General features: G+C 41.1%; 18 protein-coding genes and 1 tRNA gene. 9 read left to right on the plus strand and 10 right to left on the minus strand.

Annotation, left to right across the window (positions count from 1 at the left end; translation table 11 throughout):
- The first annotated feature begins 297 nt into the window (after positions 1-297).
- Together V7K76_RS03380 and V7K76_RS03385 are read left to right on the plus strand one after the other, a co-directional pair.
- Positions 298-1014 (plus strand): ROK family protein, encoded by a 717-nt coding sequence (locus V7K76_RS03380; protein WP_334774631.1) that lies wholly within the window; start codon positions 298-300, stop codon positions 1012-1014.
- A gap of 17 nt (positions 1015-1031) precedes the next feature.
- Complete coding sequence (locus tag V7K76_RS03385) at positions 1032-1583, plus strand: peptidoglycan-binding domain-containing protein (protein ID WP_334774629.1); 552 nt, start codon at positions 1032-1034, stop codon at positions 1581-1583.
- A 133-nt stretch (positions 1584-1716) separates the two neighbouring features.
- Here the strand turns inward: V7K76_RS03385 and V7K76_RS03390 are convergent, their stop codons facing one another.
- Positions 1717-4137, minus strand: coding sequence for a sucrose synthase (locus tag V7K76_RS03390; RefSeq protein WP_334774630.1), 2421 nt, complete (start codon positions 4135-4137; stop codon positions 1717-1719).
- 511 nt (positions 4138-4648) lie between these two features.
- A tRNA-His gene (locus tag V7K76_RS03395) sits at positions 4649-4721 on the minus strand.
- A gap of 124 nt (positions 4722-4845) precedes the next feature.
- Between V7K76_RS03395 and V7K76_RS03400 the strand changes: the two genes are divergently transcribed.
- On the plus strand, positions 4846-5229 hold the full coding sequence (locus V7K76_RS03400) for a DUF4359 domain-containing protein (RefSeq protein ID WP_334774628.1): 384 nt from the start codon (positions 4846-4848) through the stop codon (positions 5227-5229).
- A gap of 32 nt (positions 5230-5261) precedes the next feature.
- On the opposite strand, the gene V7K76_RS03405 is transcribed toward V7K76_RS03400, so the two are convergent.
- Together V7K76_RS03405 and V7K76_RS03410 are read right to left on the minus strand one after the other, a co-directional pair.
- Entirely contained in the window at positions 5262-5882 is a 621-nt protein-coding gene (locus V7K76_RS03405; protein ID WP_334774627.1) for a hypothetical protein, read from the minus strand.
- Between the two features lie 141 nt (positions 5883-6023).
- Entirely contained in the window at positions 6024-6152 is a 129-nt protein-coding gene (locus tag V7K76_RS03410) for a hypothetical protein (RefSeq protein ID WP_334774626.1), read from the minus strand.
- Positions 6153-6468: 316 nt separating this feature from the next.
- On the opposite strand from V7K76_RS03410, the gene V7K76_RS03415 reads away from it, so the two are divergent.
- Complete coding sequence (locus tag V7K76_RS03415; RefSeq protein ID WP_334774625.1) at positions 6469-7215, plus strand: sirohydrochlorin chelatase; 747 nt, start codon at positions 6469-6471, stop codon at positions 7213-7215.
- Complete coding sequence (gene cobA, locus V7K76_RS03420) at positions 7212-7991, plus strand: uroporphyrinogen-III C-methyltransferase (protein ID WP_334774624.1); 780 nt, start codon at positions 7212-7214, stop codon at positions 7989-7991. Before V7K76_RS03415 ends, cobA begins: the two co-directional genes overlap by 4 nt.
- A 185-nt stretch (positions 7992-8176) precedes the next feature.
- On the opposite strand, the gene V7K76_RS03425 is transcribed toward cobA, so the two are convergent.
- From V7K76_RS03425 to V7K76_RS03450, 6 genes are all read right to left on the minus strand, one after another.
- A complete protein-coding gene (locus V7K76_RS03425; RefSeq protein ID WP_334774623.1) occupies positions 8177-8965 on the minus strand; it encodes a COP23 domain-containing protein in 789 nt (262 codons plus the stop codon).
- 252 nt (positions 8966-9217) lie between these two features.
- Positions 9218-9964: a Uma2 family endonuclease gene (locus tag V7K76_RS03430; RefSeq protein ID WP_334774622.1), complete on the minus strand. Its 747-nt coding sequence runs from the start codon at positions 9962-9964 to the stop codon at positions 9218-9220.
- 522 nt (positions 9965-10486) lie between these two features.
- Positions 10487-10711 (minus strand): MbtH family protein, encoded by a 225-nt coding sequence (locus V7K76_RS03435; RefSeq protein ID WP_334774621.1) that lies wholly within the window; start codon positions 10709-10711, stop codon positions 10487-10489.
- A gap of 176 nt (positions 10712-10887) precedes the next feature.
- On the minus strand, positions 10888-13878 hold the full coding sequence (locus tag V7K76_RS03440; protein ID WP_334774620.1) for a PAS domain S-box protein: 2991 nt from the start codon (positions 13876-13878) through the stop codon (positions 10888-10890).
- Positions 13879-14740: 862 nt separating this feature from the next.
- Positions 14741-15481, minus strand: a complete 741-nt coding sequence (locus V7K76_RS03445) for a Uma2 family endonuclease (protein ID WP_334774619.1) — start codon at positions 15479-15481, stop codon at positions 14741-14743.
- 64 nt (positions 15482-15545) lie between these two features.
- Positions 15546-16775 (minus strand): tetratricopeptide repeat protein, encoded by a 1230-nt coding sequence (locus V7K76_RS03450; RefSeq protein ID WP_334774618.1) that lies wholly within the window; start codon positions 16773-16775, stop codon positions 15546-15548.
- 214 nt (positions 16776-16989) lie between these two features.
- Between V7K76_RS03450 and V7K76_RS03455 the strand changes: the two genes are divergently transcribed.
- The 4 genes from V7K76_RS03455 (at position 16990) to V7K76_RS03470 (ending at position 19926) form a co-directional block, all read left to right on the plus strand.
- On the plus strand, positions 16990-17580 hold the full coding sequence (locus V7K76_RS03455; RefSeq protein WP_334774617.1) for a chromophore lyase CpcT/CpeT: 591 nt from the start codon (positions 16990-16992) through the stop codon (positions 17578-17580).
- 365 nt (positions 17581-17945) lie between these two features.
- Positions 17946-19118, plus strand: coding sequence for a tyrosine-type recombinase/integrase (locus V7K76_RS03460; protein ID WP_334953096.1), 1173 nt, complete (start codon positions 17946-17948; stop codon positions 19116-19118).
- 87 nt (positions 19119-19205) lie between these two features.
- A complete protein-coding gene (locus tag V7K76_RS03465) occupies positions 19206-19460 on the plus strand; it encodes a hypothetical protein (protein ID WP_334774615.1) in 255 nt (84 codons plus the stop codon).
- A gap of 127 nt (positions 19461-19587) precedes the next feature.
- Positions 19588-19926, plus strand: a complete 339-nt coding sequence (locus V7K76_RS03470; RefSeq protein WP_334774614.1) for a hypothetical protein — start codon at positions 19588-19590, stop codon at positions 19924-19926.
- Positions 19927-19969 lie beyond the last annotated feature (43 nt).

Below are 19969 nucleotides of genomic sequence, written 5' to 3' on the forward strand. Positions count from 1 at the left end.
TTTTCTTGCCATTCATACACCACATATTCTATGCGTTCTCTAGTTTACCTGAATATCTGACCTTCTCTAGCAAACTTTGCGGTTCTAGTTTTTTTCAAAATGAGAATTACTGTTGCATAACCTTGGTGCTTGGGAAACTCAGATATTTGTGGAATTTGATTAGCGATTGCTACACATTCTCCAGATACCATTAAAAGTCAGAGCAATATAAAGACTCTCCAAACATCCAGATATTATCAAATGCAGCAGAGCATAATTAATAACGAAATAGCAGGCATTAACAAGGATGTAGACTCAATGGTTGACGAAAATGGATCGATTCGTACCCTATCGGTTGATATTGGCGGTAGTGGCGTTAAGGCTATGGTTTTGGATATTACGGGGAATCCTGTAACCGAAAGGGCACGTTTAGATACACCGCAACCTGCAACACCAGAGGTTGTAATTAATGCAATTGTTGTGTTAGCAGCGGCTCAAGGTGAATTTCATCGCGTTTCGGTTGGTTTTCCCGGTGTGGTGCGCTATGGAGTTACAGAAACAGCAGTAAACTTACATCCAGATTGGATCGGATTTGATTTGGAAACAGCATTATTAAAACACTTAAATAAGCCTGTACGGGTGATTAATGATGCAGATATGCAGGGGTTTGGTGCGATCGCAGGTAAAGGTGTCGAATTAGTGATTACTCTGGGTACGGGGTTTGGTTCGGCTTTATTTGTGGATGGGAGACTAGTGCCGAATATGGAAATGGGGCATCATCCGTTTCGCAAAGGAGAGACTTTCGAGCAACAGTTGGGACGTGCAGAGTTAGAAAAAATTGGTGAAAAAAGATGGAATAGGCGTTTAGAAAAAGCGATCGCATCTTTGCAACATCTATTTAATTATGATTACCTCTACATTGGGGGTGGCGAAGCTGTGAGAGTGAATTTCCAGCTACCGTTAAATGTAAAACTCATCCCCAATATCACTGGTTTATTAGGCGGTATTGCTTTGTGGCGAGATGAAAAAAGGTAAAAATAAAATAAACTACAATGACTGAAATTGGCCTGATGATGACGGGCATGTTAACAATCAGACAAGCATCTGGGGCCAGTTTGCCACAGCAGCAATTATTTCAGGTGCAAAATGACCTAAACCAGTCAAAACAGAGTCAGTTAGAGATAACTGCTCAAGTCACACCACCTGAATTTATGCAGACAGATGAGATTTCCCCGGCTTCTTCCTCAGCGTTAAAAGTAGAGAAAGAAAACATACTTAAGAAAATTAGTAGAAAGAATCAGTTCCTCGTTTCTTCTAACTTAAGTCAGTCTAAAAAGTTTTCTCAGTCTGGAGGTAAAATACGTACAAAGGCTACAGTAAGGTTCCAGAAGTTTAGTAGCCAACTACCAACTCTTTATTTTGGTAGTTCTGGTGTTGCTGTCAGAGCTTTACAACAGCTGTTAGTGTCTAACGGTTATGGTGTGAGAGTAGATGGAATTTTTGGCGCACTCACAGAGACGGCTGTTAAAGCCTTTCAAAACCAGCGAAATTTAGGAGTAGATGGAGTAGTTGGTCAACGAACTTGGGGTGCATTGACAATTTAGTTATTAGTCATTAGTCATCTCCAGAAATTAAATATGCGTTACCCATAACCCTTGTAGAGACGTAGCATTGCTACGTCAAAACAATTCTTTTTCGGAGATGTCTATTAGTCATTAGCTAATGACTAATCACAAACTAACGGTGTTTATGCTGCTCTAATAGCTGTTGCGCTCTTGGCTTATAAATTAAATAGAACAAAGCCTCGATATAGCGCAATAAATCTTCCCGATTTTCCTTTGAGGTAAAGTTCCAGAAGCCATAAATTCGCGCTAAGGATAACAGCTTAGTAGTGTGAATTTTCCAAGTATAGGTAGTGTAAACTCGGTCAATTCCTCGCTGAGAAATTTCATTCCAGTAGTTAGGATTTTGTTCGCATTTAGTGATAAAATCCACAATTTTTGTGGCTGTTTCCTCTAAATTTGTCGGGTTAATTAAAAATCCATTCACCTTATCTTGAATAATCTCTAATGGCCCACCAAACTGTGTAGCGAAAGTCGGTAATCCTGAAACCATTGCTTCTAAAATTGTCAAACCAAAAGCTTCAAATAAAGCTGGTTGTACAAAAATCCCCTGATGATCGGCAATGACTCGGTAAATTTCACCAGAATCAGTTTTAGTCAGGCGCACACCCAACCAACGAATCTTCCCGTGGAGATTGTACTGGTCAATGATTTGATAGAGTTTAATAATTTCGTCGCGTTCTTCGTTGTCGCCTGATTCTTCGACGCGTAATTTACCTGCTACCAAAATCAAGTTGCAATGTTCTTGTAATTCTTTACTTTGACCAAAGCACTCAGCTAAACCTGTGAGATTTTTAATGTGGTCAAGACGCGCCATTGAGAAGAGAGGGCGCTTATTAGGATCGTCGAGTTTACCAAAGATTTGCGCGGGGTCTTCTAGAGTAAAGAGTGTTTCTGCAAGGCGTTGGCGATCGCTCTCTACGCGGTCTTTATTTCTGGTATAGGGGAAGTAATTATTTTCGTTGACTCCAGGTGGTACGACATTAAACTTAGGACTAAATAATTCAATCCCATTAGTCACATGATACAACTCCGGCATGGTGAAGCATTTGTAAGACTCATACTGTCCTACACTATCCGGTGTCCCGACAATTTCTTGATAGGTGCTGCTAATCACAAAATTGGCAGCATTCATGGCAATCAAATCAGCAGTGAATTGCAAGGAAAAATGATATTTATCTTCCAAATCTTGCCAGTAGAGGTTACTAAACAAGTATTTAGATTTTTCTAAAGCATGGGCAACATTACATTGAGTTACTTTCAGCCGTCGCGCCAGCAAAAATGCCACTAAATTTCCATCGGTATAGTTGCCAACTATTAAGTCAGGAGTGCCGTGAAATTCTGCCCGTAGTTCTCTTTCTGAGTCAATGGCGAAAGTTTCTAAATAAGGCCAAAACTCAAACCGGGAAATCCAGTTTTGAGTCATGTTGGGATTAAATTCTCGCAAAGGTACTCGCAAAATCCAAGCGTTTTCGCTACCAAGGACTTTTTCTAGCCGTTGATTACAAAGAGTACCATCACTGTTGGGAATCAAACGGGTGAGAATAATTACCTTTGGCTGGACATTCAATCCCTCTAAACCAGCTAGCAGGACATCTTCTTGTAGTTGCTTCTCTAGGCTTTTTGCCTGGTCAAGGACGTAAACTACCTGACCACCGGTATCGGGACGCCCCAAAACGCCCTCTTGCCCAAACCAACCGTGAGCTGACACCAAGACGATTTTAAAAATCATCGGGACGCGAGAGATGAAGGCTTCTAGGGCTTGAGGATCGGGAGAATCAATCAATTCATCGAGAATATTGAGGGTTTCCCTAACTCGCGCTGCGGTGTTACCCCAACCCGGTTCAAAACCCATTGTTTGCAATTGAAACCGGAATTGTTCATAGAGTTCATCGTCGGCGCGATTATTCACAAAATCGATCGCTTTTTTAACTTGCTGGGAAAGTTGCTGCTGCGATTGAATGCGATCGCTGATCAGCAGTTGAATACCGTTGTAGTGGTGCAGGCGCAAGAAATGAAATAAGCTGTCCAGCAATTGCTTGGAGTCTTGGAAAAGTTGGCTGGAAAGATAGCGGTTGAGGAATTGCACCCCCTTACCAATATTTTTGGGGTCGCGGATGACTGGGGTGTAGTCATAAAACGGGCCAAAATCCAACTCTAGCAAGCCGCCGTCGTTAGGATGAGATTTATTCACGAAGCGATCGCGCAGATCCAACAAATCCTGCACCGTCATCGGCTCAATGCTCAAGTCTGATGTCAACCAATAAACTTCTTGGCTGGCAATCTTAGAACGGATAATGAAACAAAAGTTTGAGTCCTCCTGAATTATTTCCTGAGTATAGTAAATAAGTTTTCCTAACTCAGAGGAAGTGTAAAAAGTTTCAGGTTTCTGAGACTTGGAGCAATACTCACCATATACATTGAGTATGTCGTTCCGCAGCAAGTACTTATTTTCTTGTTGACGTAATTCACTAATAAAGGAACGCAAATCATTTCTTTCTTCACTATCTAAGACTGCTTGAAACAATTCAGACATAGCAACTCCATTAGATAAGGATGTTTGCATTGTTAACTTTTAAGGCTAGACAAATAAGCCTCAATTTTTTCTGAAACCGCACATAAACACCAAATAACACAGATAAATCACATTTATCTGTGTACCTACAAATATCAAATTTTCAGTAGGCACTTAAATCATGTTCTACTTTAACTAAAGTATCTATGGCTCAATATTTTTGACTCTAACCAAAGGAATACAATTTTTATTCCTTTAGTTAACAGTAAGAGCTTCTCTATCCTTAGCCCGTCTCGTAGAGAAGTAGAATGTTGTAAGACATCTTACACCTAATTTTCATTGAGAAAGTAGATTTGCTTATATGCATCAACCTATTCAATAAGATAAACTAATAAATTATTGTGGATTTACAACCCTTTCAAGTCAATAAATTTGTAGATGGCAGATCCTTGCTAAAGTAATGGTTATGAATCTTCAAAACCACAATCCATCTTTGATATAGGAATGTATGGATCGATATAAAATCATAGAGGGCGAACGATGGGACTCGAACCCACGAATGGTGGTACCACAAACCACTGCCTTAACCACTTGGCTACGCTCGCCATTCAACAATCTGAATTATAGCAATAATTTGGCAAACGATCAAGAGTTTTTCTTCAAGGAACGGATTTAGTTGATTTAGAGTCTCCAGAATCTAACGATTACAATGAATTTTACTTGGCAAATATGAAACCATTGACCATCATCGCGTATACTGGAGCAGCAGTAGGACTTGCCGCCTTGGGTGTGACAATGGCGAAAACCAATCCCAGTCAGGTTGAATACGAAGAATATGCAGTTCAACGGCTGACAAAATACTTAAAAACCGATGTATGTAAAAAAACTACGAATATTATCGAAAATTTAATCCGCTTTAATTGTGATAAGTTGGTTGACTCAGCTAACCCACAAATCCAAGGAATTATTGCTAGGACTACAGAAAGGCAAAATTTTGTTGTTTTTAGTATTTATCGTACAGATTTAAAAATAAATTCTTGGATACCTTCTTACAAATTTGAAACGGTGGGAGCTTTTGATCAATTTTATACTTACACTGCCAAAGAGCAATAAGAGCCTATTTACGATCTTTTTTTGCAACTCTCTCAGTTCTTCAATAACTTTACTAATATTCTCATCAATTCCTCAATATCCTCGACAACTCTGTAGCTATTAATCCCTAGAGTAAAATGTTTATTTACTCTATCAAGACAAGCAAACTGCCACAAACTCCCTGTACTGACACAACCAGTTAATATAGGTTGTTCTGCAACAGTTGGGGAATCTTCCCATAAATCCAGTGCAACGATTTGGGCTACTAATTGAGTGAAGCCTCTGCTTAAATCAGCTTGTTTTGCTTCTATGACTAATAGTTGATTTGGTTGGGTAGTTCTAATTAAATAATCGAGTGTACCTTGAAGTTGATTATTCACTCTCAGGCTAAATTCTATTCTTAGTTTTGCCTTCGTGTAATGAATCAACTCTAGTACTATTCTAGAAATTATTACTTCTCTCCTAGCCAACTCGGTACTTAGTTCTACATAAGGAAGCGCTTCTTCTATCCTTTCTCTCAATTCGAGCAACCTATCCAATTCGCCTGAGTATTGTGGCAATTGAAATACTTTATACTCCAATGAATAACCGAAGGCTTGGGCTAAGTCTTCAGAATAGTAACCGCTTTCAAAATATTTGCTAAAGGTGTATGTCTGAGTTGGATCTAGCTTCATGAGATTTTAATTCTTTGGGCTTTTGTAGTCTATAACGAGGAAGCGGAAATGTTGAGAAAATATTTTAAAGACGTTGAAAATCCTGATATCCTATTTTTAAATTAATGACAAACATTAGACTACAAGTTTGTCATCAGAAAATCAACCACCAAGGAGAACTACCATGTCGATTCCAGTGAGATAAGACAGGGGTAAATGATCGCTGAGGCTGAAAGTTTTACTGGGCAAAGCACCGAGAAGAAATCGAAGCAGGAAAACTGATTTCGCCATTCTTCAGATGTAGAGGAGTTTTTACTGATGCCTAGTTTAAATATTTGTGATATTTTTAATTTTGAATAGTTTAAGTTAATTAATATAGGCATCAAATAGTATTAATACTTAACAACAAATTAGCAAGTCTACCGTCTCCTGCAAGTCCTCTGTAAGGGCAAATGTCGGGAAATGGGTCAAACCAAACAAGCTTTGGGCATTATCTTGTCCACAACGGCTATGCATCTGACGCTGATGTTTAGGAAACGCTATATTACTACCAGCTTAATCTTAAGTAAAATATAAGAATTAGTAACTAAAAATTCAACCTTTGCCAATGTCATCAGCCTATCTGCTATTGTCTCACGGAAGTCGCGATCGCCGTCCAGAAATTGCTATGCAGCAACTAGCTAGGCTGGTATGTCACAAATTACCAAAAAACCATAACCCAGTAAATAATCAACATCTGGTTGGCATAGCCGCTTTAGAAATGAGTTCTCAGCCTTTACACGAGCAGATTCAACAATTTGCTCAGAGGGCTTTTGGCGATGGCAGAATATCTCAAAACGAGAATCGCCTAAAAATTATACCGCTATTTCTGCTGCCGGGAGTGCATGTTATGACAGATATTCCCGCCGAAGTAGCACTTGCACAACAGGCTACTGGTGAAGATATTATCATTGAGTTGCAACCATATTTAGGCTCTCACCCCAATTTAGAGAAATTACTGGCCAAGCAAATAGATACTATAAAAGCAGAAGTATGGATTCTCTTAGCTCATGGTAGCCGTCGCCCAGGTTCACAAGAAACTGTGGAAGCAATAGCGGCGAGGTTGGGAGCCGTGACTGCTTATTGGGCTGGGCCTCCTAGTTTAGAATCACGGGTGAAAGAGTTGGTAACTGCTGGTTATCGGGAAATTGGGATTCTACCATACTTTTTATTCGCTGGTGGAATAACCGATGCGATCGCCACCTCAATAGAGGCGCTAAAATTACAATTCTCTGCGGTGAATTTCCAATTGGCGCAGCCATTGGGAGCAAGTGCAGAATTAGCCGAGCTAATTTGGGATTTAACAGATAGATGAACCGCACAGAAAAACAGGAGAACAAGTATTTGGGAAAGGTTTATTTAGTCGGTGCGGGGCCGGGAGATCCAGGATTAATTACTCTGAAGGCAAAAGGTTTGTTGGAATGTGCAGATGTCGTTATCTATGATGCCTTAGTGAGTCCGGCAATTCTAGCAATGATTAATCCCCAAGCCGAGCAAATTAATGCTGGTAAGCGTGCGGGGAGACATTCATTGTTGCAGTCAGAGACAACGCAATTGCTGATTGATAAAGCGCAGGATCATGCAATTGTGGTGCGGCTAAAGGGTGGCGATCCGTTTATCTTTGGTCGCGGTGGCGAAGAGATGGCAGAATTAGTTAAAGTGGGGATATCAGTGGAAGTTGTGCCAGGTATCACATCGGGAATTGCAGCAGCAGCATACTCAGGTATACCTTTGACGCATCGACTCTATAGTTCATCGGTGACATTTGTAACTGGTCACGAGACGACAGGTAAGTATAGACCGATTGTGAATTGGAGTGCGATCGCTCACGGTTCCGAAACCATTGTAATTTATATGGGAATTCACAATCTGCCTTATATTGTGGAACAATTAAGTATCGCTGGGTTGAATTTAGAAACACCTATTGCTTTGGTGCGCTGGGGTACGCGACCAGAACAAGAAGAATTGATTGGTACTTTAGAGACAATTGTAGAGCAGGTAGAGGAAACTGGATTTAGTGCGCCTGCGATCGCAGTTATTGGACAAGTTGTGAATATGCACAGTATTTTGTCTGGTTGTCGTCCAGTTTGATGATTGGTTTGAAGGTTGTTTCAAGCAAAAGTAAGAGTTCTTTTTCTTCACTCAGGACGGGCTAAACTCCCTGCTACCGCTAACAGCAATGAGTAGATAAAAAAAGCGGACAAGATGTCCGCCCCACAATTAGGTAGTTGGATATTTTTATTTGAAAGTCATTTTGTATTAAAAGGCACTCTTGCTTACCGGAAATTACTAGGATTTAAACGAGCGCCGTTAGGCTGAGACTGACGACGAATTGCAACTCCCCTCCGCAAATTGTTTCCAGTACCGCCATCTTGGCGATCGAGGAAAGGTTTGAGATTAATCCCACTTCGAGATGAACTAATCTGATTATTGCCACTGCCTAGAAGTGTGCGTCCTAAATTATATAATTCGTTGCCTCCACTACTGCGATCGCCATAAGTGTTAACAGCTATAGTCTGTTGTCCACTGTCAGCAGTAGTCAAGTTCTGAAAAATGCTATTGCGGATAACATAAGGATCTTTCCCACGCGGGACTGTCAGCACAATTCTACAGCTTGGATTCGCTTCAGTTGTAACGCAGACGATATTTTCGTTATTTTCGACAGCTGTCTGAAGTTCTTGTAAACCATCTGGACGATAAAGTTCTAAACGACTGGCAATTGCTGCACAACGCTTTTGTGCATCCCAACCACCACCCAAAGCCGCCGGTGCAGCCCAAGGAAAGAATTGTCCTGGTTGACTTCGTGGCTGATACATGACAGTGTACTGACCATTGTAAGACTGACAGGTAAACCGAGTTGCAGTGTCAGCTGAGGGTGAAGATGGTATACCTGTCGATGTGTCTATTGGGACTGGTGTTGATGTATCACCTGATGGTACTGTGGGCACTACTACACCATTGCCATTAGTACCAGTATCATATTGTGCCATTGCTGCGGAATTACTCAGGCACAAAGATAAACCGAGAATACCTAAAGACATAAATCTCAGCAGTTGTGATGACATAAATCATCCTCCAGTGGAAATAAGTAGGGAATTGATAGTTTAAGTGACGAATAATTCTGGCTTTTGATTCAGCAAAAACCTATTTTTTCTCCTCTCTTGCTTTTTTCTCTGCGAGTAGCTTTTTCACCCATGCTTGAATTTCTGTATAATGCCCCACTCCTTCATAGGCGTAACAGTTGTAGCTACTATGGGTGCAGCACTTATTTGCTTAAACTGAGTCACTCAAATACTTGAATATTTTATTTGTATATGCTAAAGCAAATTATTTGGATCAATACCTTGAGATTGTAAATAGGCAATTAGCCGTTCTTTTTGCTGGCGTTCCTGTTCGGCACGTTGGCGTTCCTGTTCAATTTGTTCCACTGCCCAAAGTAACAAATTACCTGCTTCATCCCACCAGCGCAACCAGTAACCAGTTCTGGCTTCTTTTGTTCCTTGCCAGGTTCCCAGAAATAAACCCATTGAATCAATCCAATGACGACCATTTTCATCAGGTTGCTTTAACTCGTAGCGCCTGTTTTCGAGTTGGTAAAATTCTAATAAACCGCCATTTGGGTCAAAAATTATGTAAATTGGAACTTGAAGAATCTGCTCGTAAAAAAACCATTTTCCTGGTGGATAGGTTCGCTTAAAAGAGTATTCTCCACCCTCAGTGTCAGATAGAAATTCCATCACAATTACCGGAATATCTCCATCTAAATTGGGTGTATAGCTTTTGCGTTCTCCTAAAACCTGATTTACCAATGCTACATAAACCCAGTCGGGTGCTTTAGCAATAAATTGACCGTTTATGGTTGCACAAACTCCAAAATTTGAGGCTATCAACATCTGTGGTTGGATGAAACCACTTATCTCAAGGCTTTCGCGCAAAGCACCAGCCAATAGTGGCTGACCTGTATTTTCCACTGGTTCATCCTCTAGGTGAAAATCTGCGGGTAATGCTTCCCAAGATATTACCAGTTCTGTTGAAGATTTAGCTTCACCGAGTTGGGTTGCCATAAACACCCCCTTTTATTGATTTGTCTTTATTTTATGCCTGACCCGTGGTTTGTTGCTGACCTGACTTTTCACGGGATCTGGAAAACCTCGCTTCCATTCCATTAATTAAATAATTCGTAATTCGTAATTCGTAATTCGTAATTAAGTTTTGTGAAAGCGACGCGCAAAGCGAGTCTGCGATAGCGCCGGCGGCAAGCGAGTATTTTCGAGTCGCGTCCGGGGATTTAGACCCCGACCCAAAACTTACCGGTTATTGAACCGGGGGACTTAAACCCACCGTACTCTGGAAAAGTGTCAAATCTGAATTCCTTTTTTCTGGTCTAGTTTTTTAAAGCGATACCTACGGTAAGCTACGCTAACGCATGGTGGCGGATATGATCTTCAATAAAACTGGCGATAAAATAGACATCTGGTGAAAAAGAATGTAGAGACGTAGCAGTGCTACATCTCTACAAGGATTCGGGATAACGCATATTTAATTTCTGGAGATGTCTATGCCGACAACCTTGACATGCGTTATTATTACTTACCCCCAGCAGCTTCTTCCATTTTCTTGCGAAGACTAAGTGGTCTCATATCAGTCCAAACTTCTTTGATGTAATCTAGACATTCCTGTTTCAAACCACTTTTGCCAGCATCCTTCCAGCCGAGTGCGTTTTCTCGGTCAACAGGCCAAATGGAATACTGTTCTTCATGATTGACTACAACTTTGTAAATTGTTGTGTCTTCTTTGTCGCCTTGGTACATAATTTGCCTCCTGCTATTTAATATTTCAACAAAATTGGCAAAATTGGTCGTGCATCAAGATTTTCTGCTGCAAAACTAATAGACATCTGTGATCGCATCCACTCAGACCAGTATAGCGGTTACGGGGCGTTGAGCTAGTTCTCAGTCCTGAGTAAAGAAGCGAGATTCCCCACTCATTACTCAGCACTCCTGAACAGGTGATGTAAACTGTTCAATAATTCTCTAGCGGTGTAGGGTTTTAATAAAACTGTTTGCACATTAACATCAGCAGCTTGAGTAAACACCTCCATTGAGTTCAGACCGCTACAGGCAATAATTTGAACTTGCTTGTTCATTTTTTGCAAGGTGCGAATAGCGGTAATTCCATCCATTTCCGGCATCATTATATCCATTAATACAGCATTGATTTGATGCTTGTGTTGAGCATAAAGTGCGATCGCTTCTATACCATTGCTAGCAGTGAGTATTTTATAGTTATGGTTTTCTAGGATGATTGTGGCAATCTCCCGAATTTGGGCTTCATCATCTACAACTAAAATCAATTCTCCCTGTCCTGGAAGCAAATCTAGGTCTTCTATCCTGAACGCTTGGGTTGCTTCTACTGCTGGTAAAAACAGGTCAAATTTGCTGCCTCTACCAACATTACTAGACACTTTGATAAAACCATCGTGGCTTCTAACGATCCCCAGCACTGTTGAAAGTCCAAGTCCAGTACCTACGTTGACCTCTTTGGTGGTGAAAAATGGCTCAAAAATTCTATCTAATACTTCTGGCGGTATCCCAATTCCATTATCGGCAACAGTAATTACAATATAATGCCCAACTTTGGCATCGAGATTCATTCTGGTATAAGCTTCATCAATAAACTTATTTTCCGCAGAAATTTTGATATTGCCGCCATCAGGCAAAGCATCGCGAGCATTTACTACCAAATTCATCAACACTTGATGTAGTTGTGTGGTGTCTCCAGAGATTGCCCAAATATCTTCTGGGATAACCGTGGAAAATTCAATAGATTTGGGAAATGTATGTTTAGTAATTTCGATAATTTCTGAAATCAGGTACTTGATTTGGATAATTGTCGGCTCTCCTTTAAATCCCCGTGCAAAGGACAACACTTGCTTCACTAAAGCTGCTCCCCGTCTGGCATTAGCTTCTACAAGTGCCATTAATTGCCCAGAAGGCTCCTCGTCTTGAGAAAATTTTCCCTGTAACAATTGAGCCGCTGCCAAAATTGGTGTCAATATATTGTTCAAGTCGTGGGCAATGCCACCTGCAAGTGTACCAAGGCTTTCCAATCGCTGGGTGCGAAAAAACTGCTCTTCGAGTTGTTTCTTTTCGGTAATGTCAGTGTCAACAGTTAAAATGGATTTGGGTTTTCCCTCAGAATCGCACATCAATGTCCAGCGGCTTTCCACAATAATTTTCTCACCGGATTTTGTCACTTTATGTAACTCACCTTGCCATGAGCCACTCTCAATTACGCTTTTTAGTGGTTTTTCTAGTTGGTGCTGAGTTCCTGCTGCGTACAAAATCTCGTGGGTTTCTTTTCCCATAACCTCTGTAGAAAGCCAACCGTATATCCGCTCTGCACCTTGATTCCAGAATAAGATTTGAGACTGGAAATCTCGAACTAATATAGCGTCGGTGGCAATATCAAGTAGAGCAGCTTGTTCAGAGATTTTTTGTTCTGCCAGCTTGCGCTCGGTGATATCTTCGGCAATGCCACCATAGTAGTTAACTTTCCCTTGGTCATCATAGATAGCAAAGCCCCGATTCCAAATCCAGCGCACCGAGCCATCAGGTCGCAAAATCCGATATTCTGCTGAAATAGATTGACTACCACTAAGCAGTTGCTCGATTGATTGGGCGGCGCGATCGCGATCGTCTGGATGAACGGTATCTAGCCAAGATGTTGGCTGTTCAAATAAACCCTGAGAAGATCGACCCCAAATCTTTTCATAAGCAGGACTAATATACAAAGGATGGAATGAATCTGCGCTATTAATCCAGATCATGGCGTCGGTGTTTTCGGAAAAAGTGCGAAATTTCTCCTCGCTTTCAGACAATGCTGCTTCGGCAAGTTGGCGTTCGTGTAGTGCAGCTTTCTGTTCAGTAATATCTCTGGCTACCCCTTGTATTTCAATAACCTCTCCTTTGTCATCATGAATTGCGATCGCATTCCATTGAAACCAGCGTATACCGTTAACTGTCAATGAACGTCCCTCACAATTAGTCAAGGGATGGGATGAAGATCCTAAAGCTGTCATACTTTCCACTATTAGAGGTAAGTCATCTGAGTGAAAAAACTGGAGAAATGACTGACCCAGAAACTCATTTTGTTTCCAGCCGAAGGTTTGACAAGCAGTCATATTGGCAAAGGTAATCTGCCCTTGCAAATCAATGCGGATAATTATATCAGTTTGGCTTTCAACGAGTTGGCGATAGAGGTTTTCGCTTTGCCGTAATGCAACTTCTGCACGTTGACGTTCAATAATTTCTTGTTGCAATAGAACGTTAGATATCACAAGTTCTGCTGTTCGTTCTGCCACTCGTTGCTCTAACCTTTCGTAAGCTTGGGGTAGTTCTTCTTTCCGGACTTGCTCTATCTCAATTAGCTGATTAACCCGCCTGAATTCATCTGTGGGGTTTTGGAAAAATTGCTGTAAACCTTCAAAGATCCCCAGCCTTTTTATCAGGTCAAAGACTTGTAGCAAGCTAGTTTCAGTGATGACTCCTAGTAATTGCCTGCGATCGTCTAAAACGGGCAGATGGCAAATATGATAATGATTCAATAACGACAAGGCTATAAAAATATCCTGAGAATCTGATTTTCTAAGGGTAATTACTGGCTGTACCATTACTTCAGCCATTGTCACCGTCGATAAATCTATTCCAGAAGCTATCAACATCAGGACATCTTTTTCTGTAAAAATACCTAATAAATCTGCTCCTTCCATAACCAAGATACAACTAGTTAATGGTTGATTTGTGGGGTTTAAATCCAATGAAACATTTAAGTTACCAGGTGAATAATTACTACATCTTTCTTGACTCATTAAGACAATAGCTTCGACTACAAAACTATCAGGGCTTATTGTTAATGGAGAACGATTAATAACATGATTTAAGCTAAGTAAGTTAAGCAGCTTATCGTTGAATTGCATGGCTAATGTGTCAATTCTAATGATCTTTTTTTATATGAAGACGAACGAGTAGAAGCTAGCGCCAGCTAAAAGAAGTAAATTTTTGAAAATTAGGAATTATTTGTCTCCAACAAATAAATAGTCAATCAAATACATTGATCAAGGCATTCTATAAATCTTACAAGACCAAATACAAAAGATGTAGTGCGAGTTAGTAACTAAGCCAGGAAGTAGATAGAATTTTAGAGTCGTTAAACTCATTCTATTGTCAAATTAGAAATAGATGGTCTATTATCTTTAGGACTTACGCAAAACTATATTTATTGACAGACTAGTACCGCAAGGCGGAATTCAAAATGACGCTCTCTACGAGACGCTAAAAGCGAACGCGGACTCGCTCATAGCGTTGCCATGCCGTTCGCGTAGCGTCTCGTAGAGAAGGCTTTACGCTGCGCTAACAAAATTCAAAATTAAAGACAGCCACGCCACTTGCGGGTGGGGTTTCAACAACCCTTGGGAAACAATGATTCTTTCTCGTGCGAACGCTACCGCGAACGCGCCACTTGCAGGCGTTAGCGCGTAGCGGGACGCAATACTGTTCGGTTAAGGCAAGAGACGCTATAAATCGCCGTCTCTACAATAATCATTCCTTTGTAGAGACGGCGATTTATCACGTCTTTGGAATTTAGAATTTTAATCAAAAAACCTTAACCGAACCGTATTGTAGCGGGACGTACCCCTACGGGGATCTTGCTACGTGGTAGCGTCTCTAAGAGTTGTACGGTTTTAAACCTCACTTCTTTTCATAAATAGTTGGATATTTTTTTATTTGGAAGTCCCTAACCCAACCTACGAATGACTGAATTCTGAATATCTCTACGTTTCAATCTTCAGATACATTCAAACCTGTTAACCTAGCTACCTGTTCTATTGTCATCCCCGACTCAAGTAAGTTGCGTGCAGTTTGTAATAACTGCGATTCTGCTTTGTCTGCCCTTTGGCGTTCCTTTTCTTCAGGAGTTGGTAGTAATTCCCCTAACGACATTGCCCAGCGTAACCAAGTAGCATTAATACCTTTATAACTTCCTTGCCATAACTGTAATGCTAACCCTAAAGATTGACTCACCAATTGATTTTGAGCATTTATTACGATGGGTTGATAAGCTCCTTTTTCATTAGAGAAACCAGCCAAATCATTAGGGTTAAAAGGGTCATACCAGAAATATTCCGGGACACGCAGTTGATTTTGATAAATTAGCTTTTTCTCATTTTTGTCTGCTTGGGCTGTGCTGTCAGAAAGCAACTCAATAACTAAATCTGGTGCTTTCCCCTCTTCCCAAACCACCCAACTGCGACGTTCTCCTTTGGGGACTCCCAACACAGCAAAAAAGTCTGGGCCTTTAAAGTCTTTGTTTCGCACCTGGGCCAGACTGTAGTAAACGAACATATTACCGCCAATAAACCCATCCTCTCGTTCTTCCAACCAAGGTATCAGGGCATCTATGAGTAAATCCATCTGGGCTTTGTGTCGTGGACTTTCCATCGGGATACCGTCATCGTCTGGTAATTCTGCTTGGGTGGGTGGGAGTTGAATATCTGGTGCAGCTAGGGTAGTTTCTGACATAGCTTTTCACCTTTTGGGTAAGCGTGACGGGTATTTTTATGTTAAGCGATCGCAGGAATTTCAGTTAAAAATTTGTTTTCGATAGTTTTTCAATTTGTCCAGTAAAGTATGCTTCTTCATGTTTGAGTTGTTGCGCTAGTTTTAAACCTTTTTGAAAAGCTGTCAATGCTTGAGGAAACTCTTTGCGTTCTATATACAATTGTCCAATTTGGTCATAAGCTTGCATCATTCCGTAAAAGTTGGCGGCTTGTGCCTGTGTCTGTACAAGAATTTGGCTAGCCTGCAAAGCTTCGTCTGTTTGTCCTTGAGAACGATATAGCGCAATTAATTTCTGCAAAGCTTCACCAGCAGGAACAAACTGCTGTAATTGCCAAGCAGTAGTATAAGCTTCTTGATATTTTTTAAATGCTTCTAGCAGTAATTTAGGATCTTTCTTGGCAAGAGATTCGTAATCTGAAGCGATCGCTAGCTTTAATTCTGGTATTTTAGTAAGATTATTTTCATTGACGTAAATTTCTGCTAACTTATTCAGTATGTTCAATGACTGCTGCGGTTGGTTTGTCTGCTCGTAAATATAAGCCAGTCGTTGCAAATATGTTATCTCGTTTATACGTTCGTCAAGGGATGTAGCTAAACTCAATAATTCTTCGTAGATTGGCGCAGCTTTGGGATAATCAAACCAACTCAAATGTAGTTCTCCAATTGTCTGGAGGATTTCTACAAGTGCGATTGGATCTTTTTGCTGTCGCACTACTAGCAAAACTTGGTTGTAAGCTTCTATGGCTAGTTTAGACGATCGCACGTTTTGGTAAGCTTGACCTAGCGATCGCCACAATTCTAAATCAATAAGGGCAGTTTTTTTCTCAGATTGCGCCTGCTTTTGAATTGTTTGCAATCGTTGCGTAATATATTTTACTTCTTCGCCGTCGTTTTGATTCCAAGCGATCGCACCGACTCGTGATAATGCTTGTACCTCTGCTAATGAACCGAAAAAGCGCCGCAAACGCAATTCTCGGTTCCAAATTTCAAAGGCTGCTTCTGGCTCACCTGCTTGCAGTTTCGCCGCAGCTTCTTGATTTAGCGCATCCAACGCCGGTTCTAATTTTTGCCGTTCTTGGAGAGTTAACGGCTGTTTATCTTTAGGCGATCGTGGTGACAGGGGATCGGGTGTGGTAATCTCTAGAGGATTGGGAGGAAATTTGTCTGGTGGTTTGGGCTTCTTACTCTGTGCCAGCGTTAAGGAACTGCTAAAGAGTATAGTGGCAGTAGCGATCGCAATTAAACGCCTGAGCATAGGTACTTTACTTTGTCTTGAGTTGGTTGTATAAGCTAATTCTACGATTCATCCAAAGCATCCTGATTTTGTACAATCAGAGCATCCATCGTATATCTAATTTAAAAATTGCGTAGGCAAAGCCCATCAAAGCTATCGTAACCAGGATTTTTGAGTCTAGAAAGTGTCAAAATAATCCTAGATAATTTTTAAGCAACTAGTCGATCGTTTTGTAATGACTCATTCTACTGATATCGCCACCTTAGCCCGCTGGATGGCAGCTGACTTTAGCAATCAAGAACAAGCTTTTGAAAATCCGCCTTTTTATGCTCATATTCGCGTGTGTATCCGTCCCCTTCCCTTGGAATTATTCTCAGGAGTAAGTTTGTTTCTCGAACAAGCTTATGATTTTATGCTCAATCAACCCTACCGGATGCGGGTAATGAAGTTGATTCCGGCAGAAAACCACATTGCTATTGAACACTACACCGTTAAAGAAGAACAAAAATTTTACGGTGCATCTCGTGAACCCGAACGCCTCAAAGAATTGTCTGTTGACCAATTGGAAAAAATGTCAGGTTGCAACATGATTGTAGAGTGGACAGGTAACAGCTTCAAAGGCAGAGTTGAACCTGGTAAAGCCTGTATAGTTGTACGTGACGGCAAAAATACTTATTTGGATAACGAATTTGAGATTGACGCTAAAGAATTTTTCAGTCTTGACCGAGGAAGAGATTTAGACACCGATGAACGTCTGTGGGGTTCTATCGCCGGCCCATTTCACTTTGTCCGCTGGGGTAGTTTTGCTGATGAAGTAAAAGTGTAACAGGTGAAGAGTGAAAACTGATAACTTAGCGATCGCTTAAAGACTACCAGAAACATCCAGTTAACACACTATCTCTACCTTAGAATCCTATGCTATCATGGTTAAACTAGCATCCTATGGCTACTAAATGCCTACTAAGACATCTTAGAAACATTAAAGTAGTCCAGGGAGTCTTGCTGTGGCGGCATAGCCAAGTGGTAAGGCAGAGGTCTGCAAAAGTCATTAGAAATAGTAATGGTTAAGTCCTAAACCTTTGGCAAATAAAGCTTTTCGGTCATTTCTCACAGGAGCATAACCAAATTCCTCGTTAGAAATTGATAGCTGTTCTCTTCTATTAGCTATCAAATTTTTTGCGAGGTTTTACTGTGGGCGGGGTATCCAAGGGTACAGTCGGTATTGAGAATTTTAGAGGACGATTCCGGTTACGGCTACCTGCTTCGGTAGCCAAAGGTGCATCAAGATATTTCAGCACTGGCTTAGATTCAACAATCGAGAATCGAAAAAAGGCTCAGGTTCTTGCCTGGACTATAGAAGAGGATATCGCTAAGGATAATTTTGATTGGACTCTAAATAAGTACAAACCTAACAATGGTTCCTTATTCCAAGCTCAAGAATGGGTTTGGAATTTAGAGAAGCTTTGGGAAAAGTATTCTGAGTTCATGCGATCGCAGTTAGCAGAGACAACTTTTGAGAAAGATTACGTTCGGAAGTTTGCTAATCATATTAAAACGCTGCCAACCAAAGATGCACGGCAGGCCATCCAGATCCGCGACTGGCTCTTAGCTAATTTCTCTACAGAGACTACGAAACGAGTCCTCACGTACATATCTGCTTGTTGTCGTTGGGCAGTCCGATCCAAGCTACTGCCTATTAACCCGTTTGAAGGTCTAGCGGCTGAGATTAAAGGCTCAAAAAATAATGCAACTACTACCATCGATCCGTTTTCGGTAAAAGAGCGAGACGCGATAATTGCGGCTTTTGAAGCCCACAAGCTGCACAAGCATTATGTCCCGTTTGTAAAATTCCTTTTCTATACTGGCTGTCGTCCCGGTGAGGCGATCGCTCTGCAATGGAAACATATCAATATTGATTGTACGGAGATACTTTTCGCTGAAAGTTACGATACGAAGCTGAATATTCGCAAAACTACCAAAACAGGTAAGAGCAGACGCTTCCCCTGCAATGCGCGATTGAGGCAGTTGCTACTAGAGATTAAGCCATCTGGTTTTGACCCTACCGCTATCGTGTTCCCGTCTCCCCGTGGTGGATTAATAGACGCTAGCAAATTTACGAGCCAGGTATGGAGAGGGTGCAAGTCTGGAAAGAAAATATACAAGGGTATCGTTACCCAACTCGTTGAAACTGGTGAAGTTTCTCGATATCGTCCGCCCTATAACTGCCGCCATAGCCTGATTACCGAATGTTTAGAAAGAGGTGTTCCGGTAACACAACTTGCTCGTTGGCTAGGTAACAGTCCTGAGATTATTTTTAAACATTATTCAGGAGTGCTGGGCGAAAACATCGTTCCAGAGTTTTAGTGTGAAAAATATTCAAAAAATTTTCAAAGCACAGGAAAATACTTAGAAAATACGCTATAGTAAATGTATAAAAGAACACACACTTCTATGACAGCCGCAAAAGAGTTTACCTTTATTGCCGTCCGCGTGACACCAGAAGAACGCGAACACATCCGCGAGGTGTCCGTTCAGTCCCAAACCACAATTTCAGACATTATGCGCGCTGGCTTTGGACTGCCTGCGAAAGAAAAAACCGGACATAGCTCAGTAGTCAGTGCAGATGCACGACGCACCGCACAAGTTACTAAGGCTTTAAAAAAGCCACGGTCTACAGAGTCTACGCAGTTAGAGTCACAAGCTTGACAAATTAAAAAGCCCTCGCGGTCGTTCACTCCGAGAGAGCTTTTAATTTTTTACTTATTCACCCTTGCCAACTCGTCCAAAGTCCCGGCAAGGATCTAAACAATCGGCTCAAGGAGAGCCAATCAGTATGCAAGATTTACGTGGTCAATCTAACAACAATAATTCTAAATCGGAATCACAACACAGTCAAGAAATTTCTTTTGCTCCCTTACATTCTAACACAAAAAACAGCCAGAATGTAGGCGGGGCAAGGGTAATTGGCTATAAAACTTTCGATGAATTTATCCGTCTTTCTTACAATCCTGGTGATACTGCCTGGTTTAAGTTCGGACATAATCGTTTTGCGGTCGCTCAAATAGATTCAGCCGGATATTTAGGCGAGATTTGGGAGACTGCCGGGACAGAGCTACACCGAAAAAAAACTAGAACCGCAAAGTTTGCTAGAGAAGGTCAGATATTCAGGTAAACTAGAGAACGCATAGAATATGTGGTGTATGAATGGCAAGAAA

This window comes from Nostoc sp., assembly GCF_036917975.1.
In the GTDB taxonomy this organism is placed as follows: Bacteria; Cyanobacteriota; Cyanobacteriia; order Cyanobacteriales; family Nostocaceae; genus Nostoc.